The 12,449-nt window shown below is 59.5% G+C and carries 8 protein-coding genes and 1 pseudogene; 4 read left to right on the top strand and 5 right to left on the bottom strand.

Translation table 11 applies throughout. The annotated features are described in order from the left end of the window. Nucleotides 1-180 precede the first annotated feature (180 nt). Nucleotides 181-732 carry a hypothetical protein gene (locus tag HDF15_RS11400; RefSeq protein ID WP_184255598.1) on the top strand — a complete coding sequence of 184 codons (552 nt, stop codon included), beginning with the start codon at nt 181-183 and terminating at the stop codon, nt 730-732. A gap of 109 nt (nt 733-841) precedes the next feature. On the opposite strand, the gene HDF15_RS11395 is transcribed toward HDF15_RS11400, so the two are convergent. After that, nucleotides 842-1,891, bottom strand: a complete 1,050-nt coding sequence (locus HDF15_RS11395) for a site-2 protease family protein (protein WP_184255597.1) — start codon at nt 1,889-1,891, stop codon at nt 842-844. 119 nt (nt 1,892-2,010) lie between these two features. On the opposite strand from HDF15_RS11395, the gene HDF15_RS11390 reads away from it, so the two are divergent. Continuing rightward, nucleotides 2,011-3,156, top strand: coding sequence for an NADH:flavin oxidoreductase/NADH oxidase (locus HDF15_RS11390; protein WP_184255596.1), 1,146 nt, complete (start codon nt 2,011-2,013; stop codon nt 3,154-3,156). Here the strand turns inward: HDF15_RS11390 and HDF15_RS11385 are convergent. Both HDF15_RS11385 and HDF15_RS11380 read right to left on the bottom strand, forming a co-directional pair. Then, nucleotides 3,153-3,830, bottom strand: a complete 678-nt coding sequence (locus HDF15_RS11385) for an ABC transporter ATP-binding protein (RefSeq protein ID WP_184255595.1) — start codon at nt 3,828-3,830, stop codon at nt 3,153-3,155. The genes HDF15_RS11390 and HDF15_RS11385 overlap by 4 nt on opposite strands. Continuing rightward, the gene (locus HDF15_RS11380; RefSeq protein ID WP_184255594.1) at nt 3,823-4,920 is read right to left on the bottom strand and encodes an FtsX-like permease family protein; all 1,098 of its coding nucleotides are present in this window, start codon (nt 4,918-4,920) and stop codon (nt 3,823-3,825) included. Before HDF15_RS11380 ends, HDF15_RS11385 begins: the two co-directional genes overlap by 8 nt. A gap of 283 nt (nt 4,921-5,203) precedes the next feature. On the opposite strand from HDF15_RS11380, the gene HDF15_RS11375 reads away from it, so the two are divergent. Further along, nucleotides 5,204-6,538: a hypothetical protein gene (locus HDF15_RS11375; RefSeq protein ID WP_184255593.1), complete on the top strand. Its 1,335-nt coding sequence runs from the start codon at nt 5,204-5,206 to the stop codon at nt 6,536-6,538. A gap of 295 nt (nt 6,539-6,833) precedes the next feature. Here HDF15_RS11375 and infC read toward each other — a convergent pair. Further along, nucleotides 6,834-7,367 (bottom strand): annotated as a pseudogene (infC, locus tag HDF15_RS11370) (translation initiation factor IF-3); the annotation flags it as partial. 292 nt (nt 7,368-7,659) lie between these two features. On the opposite strand from infC, the gene HDF15_RS11365 reads away from it, so the two are divergent. Beyond that, on the top strand, nt 7,660-8,625 hold the full coding sequence (locus HDF15_RS11365; RefSeq protein ID WP_184255592.1) for an alpha/beta hydrolase: 966 nt from the start codon (nt 7,660-7,662) through the stop codon (nt 8,623-8,625). 386 nt (nt 8,626-9,011) lie between these two features. Here the strand turns inward: HDF15_RS11365 and HDF15_RS11360 are convergent, their stop codons facing one another. Then, complete coding sequence (locus tag HDF15_RS11360) at nt 9,012-12,389, bottom strand: S41 family peptidase (RefSeq protein WP_184255591.1); 3,378 nt, start codon at nt 12,387-12,389, stop codon at nt 9,012-9,014. Nucleotides 12,390-12,449 lie beyond the last annotated feature (60 nt).

The raw sequence follows: 12,449 nt of genomic DNA, 5'->3' as shown, positions 1-12,449 counted from the left end.
AAGCGTCAGGGAATGCGCTTCGCGCTATAGGGTTGGCTTTGATGTCCTACCGATAAGGGTGTTGCCCGGAATCCCGAAAGAGGAAGGCTGTCCCAGCCAGCAAGCCTCATCCGGCCGCCCAATTCATCTGACCGCAACATTTTTCCCGGAATCGCATCTACAAATACAGAGGTTTTTATTATGACCAGGCCCACGGTTCTTCTGCTCGCCCTGGCGACTCTGTCCGCGACTGCGCTAGCGCAGAACACGTACCCAGCCGGCCCAGGAAATTACACTCAGGCTCAACCAGCTCCCATCCAGCAGTCGTACTCCAACGACGCTCCCCAGCAATACAACCAGGACAACGGCTACAACGGCCAGGTCGCCAACAACGGTAATCCGAACGACCAGGGCCCTGACGCTGCCCAAACTCAAGAAGCGCAGGCGTATCCTCCTCCCGCCTATGCTCCCGCGCCCTATCCGTATTACGCCTATGGCTACGGCTATCCGTACTATCCCTATGGCTATGGTTATCCCTACGGTTACGGCGGGGTACGCCTAGGCTTTGGTTACGGCGGCTACTACCGTGGTGGTTACTATCGTGGCGGTTATGGCTACGGACGTGGTGGCTACGGGGGTTATCGCGGCGGCTACGGTGGTGGTTACCGTGGTGGATATGGCGGCGGCTTCCATGGCGGTGGTGGTGGTGGTTTCCACGGTGGCGGCGGTCACGGTGGCGGCGGACATCGCTAATCCCGCTCTAGCTGAATAAGAAAAACGCTCCAACCCCGCGCCGATCATCGCGCCTGGGTTGGAGCATTTTTCTTGCCTGCAGATCTCTGCGCAGTTTCTATCTCGAACCTTAGTGCAGATTCCGAACCGGGGTGAGAAAGAGCAGGAATCCGAGCGCGAGGATCAGCGCCAGGAAGTAGATGAACGTGTTCGTGTCGGGCTTCTCCGGCGTGTCGTTGGTGAAGCAGCGCCAGCCCATACCGGCGGCGACAAACAGGAACACCCACTGGGTGTTCGGGCCGAAGGGATCGCCTCCGGAGGCATTGACCGTAAGGCCAAAGAACAGGGCACAGGTTGCGGTAATGAGCGCGCGTTGGGTACGTGAGAGCGCATAGGTGGCCTGTGCGCCATCGAGCCCGAAGACCGGCACCAGGTTGAAGAGATTGATCCACGCGCCGACGTTGGCCAGCACCAGCCAGATCTCGACGTGCGTCTTCCAGAAGATGCCGAAGCAGATCAGCGCCGCTGCGAGGCCGAACAGCGGGCCTGCCAGAGCAATCGCCGCAAGATCTTCGCGTGAGACTCCCATGCTGTACCAGCGCACGTAGGCGCCGAGGCCGGGGAAGAAGATGGGCAGATCGGCCTTGAGGCCGCGCCGCTTTACGGCGACGAAGTGGCCCATCTCATGGATAAAGATGCAGGCGGTGAATCCCAGCGCAAACTTCCAGCCGAAGATCGCCCAGTACAGCCCGAAGAAGCCGAGGATGCCGAACAGGAACTTGAGTTTGAAGAGGAGAAAGAGTCCTGATTTGATCTTGAGCAGGAACAGAACGATGGGTGCGAACGGTCCAAGGCGTTTGGTCCAGCGGGCTTTCTGATCTTCTTCGGCCTTGAGGCGGACATCGATCTGGGCGATGTGCCGCTGAATGCTGGCTGCCTGCTGTGTGTCCGCAGGGAGCCACTGTAGCGCGGAGCTCCAGCGGTCGCGCGCTTGCGGCCACTGCTTCTCCAGTTCCAGTTGCTGTGCGGAACTGGCCAGTTCGCTCAGGTACTGGCCGTAGGTCAGGGTTTGGCAGTCGGGACAGACAAGCGTGCCGTCGGGCAGCCAGTGGCTGCAATTGGGACAGTTGTGGATGACGCTGGGTGGTGCCGGTTCCGGCGGTAGAACTGTGGCGGGCATTCGTGAGGTTCTCTAGGAACAATTCTATGGGACGCGGAGGCTAAGGGGCGGATGTGTTGATACGGAGAAAGGCACACAGCCGCTTCTTATCTTCACGGCGCTCATCTAAGCTTCCATATATGTCGACCGCTATCCCCGCTCCTGACCATCTCTTTGCGCCTCTGCAGCAGCGCAGTCTTACGCTGCCAAACCGCATCGCCTGCTCGCCGATGTGTGAGTACAGCTCGATCGACGGCTTCGCCTCAGAGTGGCATCTCGTTCATCTCGGCAGCCGTGCAGTGGGTGGGGCAGGCGTGGTCCTTACGGAGGCCGCAGCGGTAAGCCCGGAGGGCCGCATCACCGCGCAGGACCTCGGCATCTGGGACGACAAACACATCGTGGAACTCCGCCGCATCACCGACTTCCTGCGCGAGCAGGGAAGCGTTCCGGGCATTCAGCTTGCGCACGCCGGGCGCAAGGCCAGCACTCTGGTGCCCTGGGAGGGGCATCGGGCGGCGTCGCAGGCCGAAGGCGGATGGGAGAATGTCGTCGCGCCTTCGGCAGAGCGATATTCGGAGGTTTATCCTCTTCCGCAAGCGTTAGATCGTGCCGGGATGGACAAGATCGTCGCCGACTTCGCCTCGGCGACGAAACGCGCGGTTGCGGCGGGTTTCCTGCTTGTGGAGGTTCACGCGGCGCATGGCTACCTGGGGCATGAGTTTCTCTCGCCACTCTCCAATAAGCGCACCGACGAGTACGGCGGTAGCCTCGCCAACCGTGCACGCTTTCCGCTGGAGATCATTCGTGCCGTGCGGGCGAACTTCCCGGGGGAACTTCCGGTCTGGGTACGGCTCTCCGTTACCGACTGGGTCGAGGGTGGCTTGAGCGTGGACGATGCGGTTGAGTTCGCGAAGCTGGTGAAAGCTGAAGGCATCGACCTGATCGATGTCTCGTCGGGTGGCAACGATCCACGCCAGCAGATTCCCGTGGGACCTGGGTACCAGGTGGCCTTTGCGGAACGTGTTCGCCGCGAGGTGGGTATCGCTACCGGCGCGGTCGGAATGATTACCGATCCGGCTCAGGCGGACCAGATTATTCGCACCGGGCAGGCCGATCTCGTGCTGCTGGCGCGCGAGCTGCTGCGCGATCCGTACTGGCCGATCCATGCAGCGGATGCGCTGCAGCGTCCTGCAAGCTGGCCGAAGCAGTATGAGCGTGCAGCGCTGGGCAAGGTGGAGCGCAGGCAGCCGCTGGCAGGAGCTGGCAAAGAGAAGGGCGCGGCTTAGGACGTTAGCTGTCCGTCGCGCATATGCACTCTGCGATGCGAGTAGGAGGCAGCTTCTTCGTCGTGGGTGATCATCAGGATGGTTTGCCCCAGGCGCTCATTCAGGTCCCTGAGCAAGGTCAGAACGGCTACCGAGTTCTGGCTGTCCAGGTTGCCGGTCGGCTCATCGGCAAGCAGAATCGCTGGTTGGTTGACGATCGAACGCGCGATGGCGACTCTCTGCTGCTGCCCACCCGAAAGAGCGCGAGGCTTATGCTTCAGGCGGTCTGCGATACCGAGTAGGGTGAGGACTTCCTTGAAGGACGAGTCAAGCTCGGTGTTGTGACTGCCGATGTATTTAACCAGCTTGATATTGTCCTCAGCGGACAGCGTGGGCAGTAGATTGTATTTCTGGAAGACAAACCCGACGGTGTCTTTACGCAGGTTGGTGCGCTCAGCGTTCGTCATGTGGGACAAGTCTCTACCGTTGATGCGAACGCTTCCACTGGTTGCCGGAGTGAGCCCACCCAAAACACTGAAGAGTGTCGATTTGCCAGAACCTGACGCACCCACGACGGAGATAAACTCGCCTTTGTTCACTTCAAGGTTGACGCCGCGGAGTGCGTGCACGTCGATGTCGCCGACTCGATAGGTTTTGGTCAGTTGCCGCGTCTGGATCATCGGAGTTTCACTCATACGAAAGCGCCTCCGTGGCATCTTGTCGAACAGCCTTAATGCCAGGGACGACGGCGCCTATGAGGGAGCCGACGATGGCGATTCCGGCTGTGATCGGCCACCATCCGTAGACTGTCTCCTGATACAGTCCGCCCGGGGCGAAGTGCAGCATGAGCCATTGTGTAAGGTAGGTCAACAGAATGCCAGCGATGGTTCCAAAGACCGCGAGCAGGAGTGTCTCGCGCATCAACATGCCGAGGATCAAGGCAGAGGAGCTTCCCACCGCTTTTAAGATGCCGATCTCTCTGGTTCGCTCGAGAACCGCAGTGTACATCGCCATAAAAACCACAATGAATCCGACGATCATCGCAATTCCGATCACCACATAGGTGAAGTTGCGCAGCAGACCGAGGCTGTTCACCGAGAGCATGGAGGTGAAGTATTCCATCGTAAAGATCGGATAGCCGGGATACTTGGCCCGGAGCGTATCAACCACCGATTGCGCCTTGCTCGGATCGTCCAACCGAAGATAGATCTGGCTCAGGTGGTGGGGATTGCCGGTAAAGTTTTGCAGGGCTGCAAGCTTCACACAGATTCGGGCCAGCTTGCCCGGTTCATAGATGCCTGTAATGTGCCACTGATGCGAGATCAGCGTGAGGGTGTCGCCGACATGCAAATGCTTTTCTCTGGCGTAAGGCTCATCCACGATCATGTCCGTGTCTTGAACGGGCAAACCTCCCTCCAGAAAATGAAAGCCTCCGCTCATCCTGGAGAACTGCTCCATATCCAAACCGGTAATCGAGTCGAATAGCTCGAGTGGCTGGATGATCGTGCCCGTTGCAAGAACAACGTGCGGCTCTTTGCTGAAGACGTCGGGCAACTTGTCGCTCATGGGGGAGGAGCTCAAGGAAGAAAGAATGGAGCTGCCCGGCGGGCGGACCAGAATATCTGCACCCGACCCTCGGGCGCGGCGTGCCGATTCATGCAATGTGCCGTTACTGACGCCTACCAGGGTGAGGATCATGGTCACCTCTACGGCGATGGCGAGGATGCTCAATGCGGTGCGGACAGGGCGATGAGCGAGATTTGCAAGTGTGAGCCTATTGATCACGGAACCTAATTGTACCGGTTGAGTATGCCGGGATCGTTGACCAGCACCACTCGCGGGTCTCAGCAGTGCTCTCCACTATCAACAGCTCTGGAGGAGAGGTTCTTAGCCGGTTCCAGTATGCTCCGCAGCACGGCAGAGGAGTCTTCCTGAAGTTCAATGGAGAGTTGACAACGGCACCTCCGTGCCCCGAAGTATCGTTCTGCCGGAATAAATCTGCATCGTGTGTGTTACTCCAGAAGCAAAGTTTTCACGGCCAGAGCCTGAACTTTGCCTGGAGCGGAACATGAATTGGAATCCGGCGGTCAAAAACGTACTGGTTCAAGCTACGTATATGAGCGGAGATCGCAATGGCATAGCCTCCGCACTTCGTTTGGATAAGACGCTTGGCGTAGTCATCCTGACGGAGCCTGGGGCACTCCAATCGGGAGATGTTCTGAAGAACTTCTACGCTTCGGTGGCCGGGCCGGATCGCGTGACGTCAGTGGCGGTTCCCTCCGTACCGGGGAAAGACGCAAGGGGATCTCTTACCGAAGCGTACAAGGCTGCTACTGGAAGTCCCGCCTGGTTGAAGAAGGAGATTGGCTCGCGCAAGGTCAAGGTACAGTCGGCGACCTTCGGTACGAAAGTGATTGCAAATGCGTTTGGTGAGATGGGTCCCGGTCGTGTCGTTGTTCCCAATTCTGCGAACGCCATTGCCGCGCGTGGCCAGTTGCAGACCCTATGGCGCCTGGGCAGCACGTCAGCCGAATTGGAGGAGAAGGTCGGCACCTGGCTGGAGAAGAAAAAGAGATTCAATCCCAATAATCGATACGTCTTTCTCTTTGCAAAGCAGGGAGACCGGTCGGCGGAGAAGGCACACCACTTTACGTCCATTCTGACCTGGAACCTACTGAAAGACAGGCTCGACCAGCACTATCAGGATAAAAGCAACAACTACCGGATCATTCCGGTGGCGGCGGGCGATCGCATTGGTCTACGGACAGATCCGGATCTGGCAGAATTCTGGAACGATCCGGAATGGAAAGAGATATTGAAAGGTACTGCCATCGACGCGAGGAGCGCGCAACTCGGATTATGGTGCTACTTCGCCATGCTTTACCCCAATGTGTCGATCATTGGAATGCGCAGTGGCATGATTGAAGTTCCGGCGCTGGTGGGTATTCGTACCCTATTCCTGGAAGAGGCATTTAATGCGCAGGCAGCGCGCATGGAGAAGTGGCTTGGCGGAGTTGTTCCTGGATTCGACAGAAGCGTCGTGGATGTGCCGCCGGGCATTGCACAGGGGCTGTATTGGAAAGAGAATTCGGCAGCACAGCCGAAAGGCCAACCACCGCAGATCCGCCGTCAGGAGGTGCGTACTGCCCTGAATGGCCTGCAAACGGGGTGGACTCCCAGCCCGGGTTCGTCGAACTCGCAAAGCAAGAACTGGCCGACGGTTCAACCGGAGTCCTCCGCTCTCAGCCCCGAGAATGCGTCTGCTGCCAATCCAGGTGTGAGATCCGCGATGGCTCCAGTTCTTAATCAAATACCAGGGAAGGGCATAGATAACTTCATGCTTCAAAAAGAAGCGCTCGATGCCATCATGGAGTGGATAGGCGATGGAACGGGCAGCGTCTAGAGCAAATTTCCTGTGACTGGGAAGTTGAATCGGCGTGCAGTACCGTTTTTCTAGGAAAAAACGGCCATAAGTGTCGCGGTTTCGCTATACACCTACAGGAGATTTGCTCTAGGGGTAGCCGTTCCAGCGCTCCCGAGGCGATCGGCGGACAACACAAAACCCCTCTCATGCAGAGAGGGGTTTTGCATTTACAGCGATAGCTTTACGAAGCCACAGGAGTGGGAGCCGTAGCCGCAGGGGCTTCGGGCTTGGGCGGCCGGGGTGGCGCAGGGGCTGTTTCAGCCTTCGGCTCGGCTTTCTTGCTGGGCGCGAGGATGGCGTGCAGCGTGGTGCCTTCCATGCGGGGCATGAACTCTACCGTGCCGGCCTCGCCGATATCCATGATGAGGCGATTGATGATCTTGTAGCCGAGGTCGCGATGTGCCATCTGGCGGCCCTTGAAGCGCAGGCTGGCCTTGACCTTGTCGCCTTCGCCGAGGAAACGCACGGCCTGGTTCTTCTTGGTCTGGTAGTCGTGCTCGTCGACGGTGACCGAGAACTTGACTTCCTTGATGACGATGACCTTCTGCTTCTTGCGCGCAGCGCGGTCGCTCTTGTCCTTCTCGTAGAGATACTTGCCGTAGTCCTGGATCTTGCAGACGGGAGGGACGGCGTTCGGCGAGATCTCGACGAGATCGAGGGACTTCTCGCGAGCCATCTTCAGGGCCTCGAAGGGGGCCATGACGCCAAGCTGTTCGCCGTTCTCGTCGATCACGCGGACTTCGCGGGCACGGATACGTTCGTTGGTGCGGATAAAGGACTTAGCGGAGCGTTTGTCGAGCGGTGGGATAGGATGCCTCCACGGCGCGTCATTTGGACGGCCATGATTTTTGGGGAAATAGTTTGCTCTCGGCTAATTTCGCCGGAACCTAAGCACTCGCGAGTATAACAGGTGCGCAAGCAGTTTGCTTTGATCTGTGCTGGATGTAAAAAAATCATACCGTTTAACGACCAGATTTGCATTTAGTCCCTGGCTGGTCACGACAGGCGGAGGAAATGCGGGTTCCCATAACCACGGCGAAGGCCTGTCCTGAGGATCAGGAACCTTCAACGATCTTTCCGCGGTACTTATGGAGAACGAAATGCGCAAGGCCCTTGTTTTATTGATCTTGACCGTCCTGCTTCATGGGGCGGCGCCGGCCCAGAGACATCATCACGAGCGTTCCGAGACACCGGCCGCCGCACCCTGCTTTGATCCGGGCGACCGTAACGACATTCGTCTGTGGGAAGGCACGGCGCCCGGCGCTACAGGCAGCGACCCTTGCCGTGACATCCCTTTTCTGCGGATGTTTCCCGCGGCCGGAGGGCAGTCTGCCGCCAGCCCAGCCATTATCGTGATGCCGGGCGGCGGCTATGACCGGCTCTCCGATGCGAAGGAGCAGACGCCGGTAGGCGAGTACTTTTCCCACCAACTGCATGCGGTTACCTTTGTGCTGTACTACCGCCTGGTGCAGACAGACGGCACGTATCGCTACCCTGTGCCGATGTGGGATGGGCAACGTGGGCTGAAGCTGGTGCGGTATCGCGCGCGGCAGTGGGGCGTGGACCCAAACCGGGTGATGATCTTTGGATTCTCCGCGGGTGGCCACCTGGCGAGCACGCTGGCCCTGCACAGCGCTTCGGACTTCGACCTGCCCGTACACGATGCAGTGGACAGCACGAATGCCCGGCCCGACTTGCTGGGATTGGGGTATCCGGTCATCTCGATGGACCCGGAGCAATATGCGGCGAAGAGTTCCCACGACCATCTGTTGTACGGCTATCGCGGCAAGGAGCTCGACCACTTGCAGCGCTATCTCTCCGGACAGGACAACGTGACACCGCACACTCCGCCCGTGTTCTTGTTTGAGAGCATGGACGATGCGCGGATAAGCCCCCTGAACAGCGTGCTCTTTGCGGAGGCGTTGCATGCGGGCAATGTGCCGGTGGAGGCGAAGTTCTTTCAGCATGGACTGCATGGAGCGGGCCTGGCGACGGGTATTCCGGAAGAGTCGGCGTGGCCTGAATTGTTCCAGCAGTGGTTGGAGGGGCAGCATTTTCTGCGCTAGGGTCGTGCGTTGATCATTCAACGAAGCATAGGGCGTTCAAATAGCGCGAAGCGCCAACCGTGACGCTTTAGCGTCGCGGAGACGGAGGGAGCCGTAGCCTTTAGGCTACGGAACAAGGGGCCAAGAAAGAATTGGGCTTTAGCCCCGGGCATTTTGTCCGCAGCCGAAAGAAGGCCCGGGCCTAAAGGCCACATCTTTGCTAAACCCGAATTCAGGGGCCTAAAGGCGATTGCCTCCCTTACCCTCCGCCTCCCCGATGCTGAAGCATCGGGGAACGCGCTTCGCGCAATGACTCCATCTAAATAGTCCAATCGATAAAAAACAACCCCACACGATGTCTCGTGTGGGGTTTGAATTTCTGCGATTGTGAAGATCTTCCCGCCCTGCTACTTCCCGCCCAGCCCATCGTTCTGGTGATAGTTGGGATACGGAGGCGTTACGAACTGCGGTGGAGGGTTCTGCTTCAGCTCGTCGAGCAGAATAGAAACAGCCTTCTCCAGTTGCGGGTCGTGACCGGCGGCCACCAGCTTCGGATCGTCTTCCACTTCCACGTCGGGGGCGACGCCGTGGTTTTCGATCTCGAACTCGCCGTGCAGGCCGTAGAGGGCGGTGCGCGGTGCTGTAATACTGCCACCATCCAGCAGCGTGGGATAGCCGCCGATGCCTACCAAGCCGCCCCACGTGCGCGTGCCTACCAGTGGGCCGAGCTTGGCCTGGCGAAAGAGCCAGGGCATCGCGTCGCCGCCGGAGCCGGCGTTCTGGTTGATCAGCATCGCCTTGGGCCCGAAGATTGCGCCGGTGGGCTCGGTCGTGTGCAGCCCTTGGCGAGACTCGTAGTTGAGCATCGGTGTGCGCTTCAGCACATCGATGACGTAGTCAGCGATATCGCCGCCCTGGTTGTAGCGCTCGTCGACGATGACGGCCTTCTTGTCGGTCTGCGCGAAGAAGTAGCGGTTGAAGCTGTCGAAGCCCTCTCCCGCCGTGTTGGGCAGATACACATACGCGATCTGTCCGTTCGAGAGCTCATTGGTGCGGCGGATGTTTTCTTCGATCCAGGCGTGGAAGCGCATCTCGCCCTCGCTGGAGACGGGCACGACCAGCACGTCGCGCGAACCGGAGCCTTCGGGATTGGAGCCGACCGTGATGGTGGTTTGCTTGCCGGCCAGACCTTCGAAGGCCGCGTACAGGTTGTCCGTCGCGTGCAGCGGCGTGCCGTTGACCGCGAGCAGGTAGTCGCCCTCATGCACGTTGACGCCGGGCTGGGTGAGCGGTGAGTACATCTTCGGGTTCCAGTTGCCGCCGTTGACGATGTGCGCAAACTTGTAGCGATCGTGGTCCACGGCATAGTCCGCACCGAGCAGGCCGGACTTCGGCGTGTCGTTGTCGGTGTGCGGCCCGCCGATGAACATGTGGCCGACGGTGATCTCGCCGAGCATCTCCTTTTGCAGGTAGGTGAGATCGTTGCGGCAGCTAAGCCCGTCGAGATACGGCGCGTACTTGTCGCTGATCTTCTTCAGGTTGAGGCCGTGGAAGCCGGGATCGTAGAAGAACTCGCGCTCGATCCTCCAGGACTCTGCGTACATCTGGCGCCACTCCGCGCGTGGGTCGATCTTCGCGTTCATGCCGTCCAGGTTGAGTCCCTTGCCGGGAGTGCCATCGGCGGCGCCGGGATTCAGGTCGCTCACCTTGGCGATGAACCAGCCGGATCCCTTCATGTAGAGAGCCTTCTCTCCGTCGAAGGAGGTAGCGATGGCCGTGGAGTCATGCAGCACGTCTTCGGTCTTGCGCGTCTCCAGCGTGAAGCGCCACACCGAGCGCATGATTCCGTTTCCGGCCGAAGGGTTCGCCGCAGCGTTGCCCTCGCCGAGAAGGATGACGCCTTCTTTGCCGGCGACCAGCGTGACGTAGTTGCGAGCCGGTATCGGCAGAGCGAGAATACGCTGCTGAATGCCGTCGAGATCGATCTTTGTCGGCGGTGTGGGTTTGTCTTTTTTGTCTTTGTCCTTGTCGTCCTTTTTATCGCTGTCCTTTGCCGCGTCCTTCTTTTCATCGGACTTGGCGGCGTCGCCTGGGGCTGGTTTCTTATCGTCGTCGGCCTTGCTCTTCTCGTCGTCGCTCTCCGGCGGTATGGGCGACTTTTCGTCCTTAGACAGCACTGCGATGTAAACATTCGCGGTCGTCGTGCGGTTCAGGCTGCCCAGACCGAAGCCATCGATTGCCGGGCCGATATCGGTGCTGGCGGTGAAGTAGAGATACTTTCCGTTCTTGTCGAAGACCGGATTGGTGACGTTGCTCATGCCGTCGGTGATCTGTGTGCTCTTGCCCGTTGCGATGGAGTAGAGAAAGGCAGCGTCCTCCAGGCTCGGTAGAGAGCGTGCGTACAGAATCCACTGGCTATCGGGTGAGAAGCTCGCACTGAAGCCGGATGGACCAAAGCCTTCGCGCAGATCGGTGTCGACCTTGATGGGCTTTGCCGGGCCCAGCGCGGGATCGACGTTGACGTACCAGAGGTTCAGCCGCTTGTCGGAGAAGACGATGCGTTTGGAGTCGGGCGACCAGGCTGGCGAGTAGTAGTACGTGGGGTCCGGGCCGAGGTCGATGACCTTCGGTGCGGAGAGGCCGTCCTGGTCGCGCAGATAGAGCTTGTACTCGCCGGTGGCATCGGAGAAGTAGGCGATGCGCTTGCCGTCGGGCGACCACGCGGGAGAGCGCTCGGCGGAGCCTGAGCTGTTGGTGAGGTTGCGCACATCGCCCTTCTCGGCGGGCACGGTGAAGATGTCGCCGTGGGCCTCAAACACGGCGCGCACGCCGGTAGGCGAGATGTCCGCGTTCTGGATCTCACTGCTGTTGATCTTGGCCAGGTGCGGCACAAGCGAGGGTAGATCGCCGTCGAGCGAGATGTTGACGAGGTGATCCGCGCCGCCGGTCAGGTCGTAAAGATGGATCGTGCCGAACTGCTCGTAGACCAGTGTGTTGCCGCGGCCACCCAGAGTCTTGAGTTCGAAGCCATGGTTCTCGACGAGCTGCTTCACCTCTTTGCTCTTCACGTCGTAGCGGAAGAGCGTCGTGGGGCCGTTGCGATCGGAGAGGAAGTAGACCGAGTCGCCGAGCCACAGGGGATAGCGATCGTTGGAGTTCTCACGCGGAATCTTGACGCGGTCCAGCGTCTTCAGGTCGACGATCCAGACAGGCTGTGTCTGGCCGCCGCGATAGCGCTTCCAGGACTCCTCCTGCCACTGCAGCCAGGGGTTGTAGGCGAGATGTGAGCCGTCGGGAGACAGCGTGCCGTACCAGGCGGAGGGCAGCGGCAGACGCTCGGGCAGGCCACTGCCGTCGGCGTGCACGCGATAGAGCTGGAAGTAGACGCGCACGGCGTTCTGCATGCTCTGCATCAGCAGGTCATGGCCATCGGGCGTCCAGCCTGTGACGAAGTTACCGCCGGGGCGATAGGTGATGCGCTTCGGCGCTCCGCCGGTCGCGGAGATCGTGTAGATGTCTGTGTTGCCTCCGGTGTTGGCGGAGTAGGCGATGGTGTTGCCGTCGGGTGAAAAGTAGGGACCTTCGGTGATGTTGGACGTCGAGGTCAGCCGCCGCGCGGCGCCTCCGTCGCGAGAGACCAGCCAGATGTCATCGGCGTAGCGAAAGGCAATCTGCGTCTCAGAGATCGAAGGCGCGCGCAGAAGGTGAGGCGCTTGCGCGTGTACCTGCGGAAGCGCGAACAAGGCGAGAAGGCATAGAAGCGGAGCGAATAACATTCGGCGCATGGCACATCCTGAAAACAGATTGGGAAAAGTGTATCTGTAACCCATGGCCAAAGCCCGTGT

This window comes from Granulicella mallensis (genome assembly GCF_014203225.1).
GTDB lineage: Bacteria > Acidobacteriota > Terriglobia > Terriglobales > Acidobacteriaceae > Granulicella > Granulicella mallensis_A.
The sequence above is the reverse complement of the archived record's forward strand: the minus strand, read 5'-3'. Positions and strand labels throughout refer to the sequence as shown.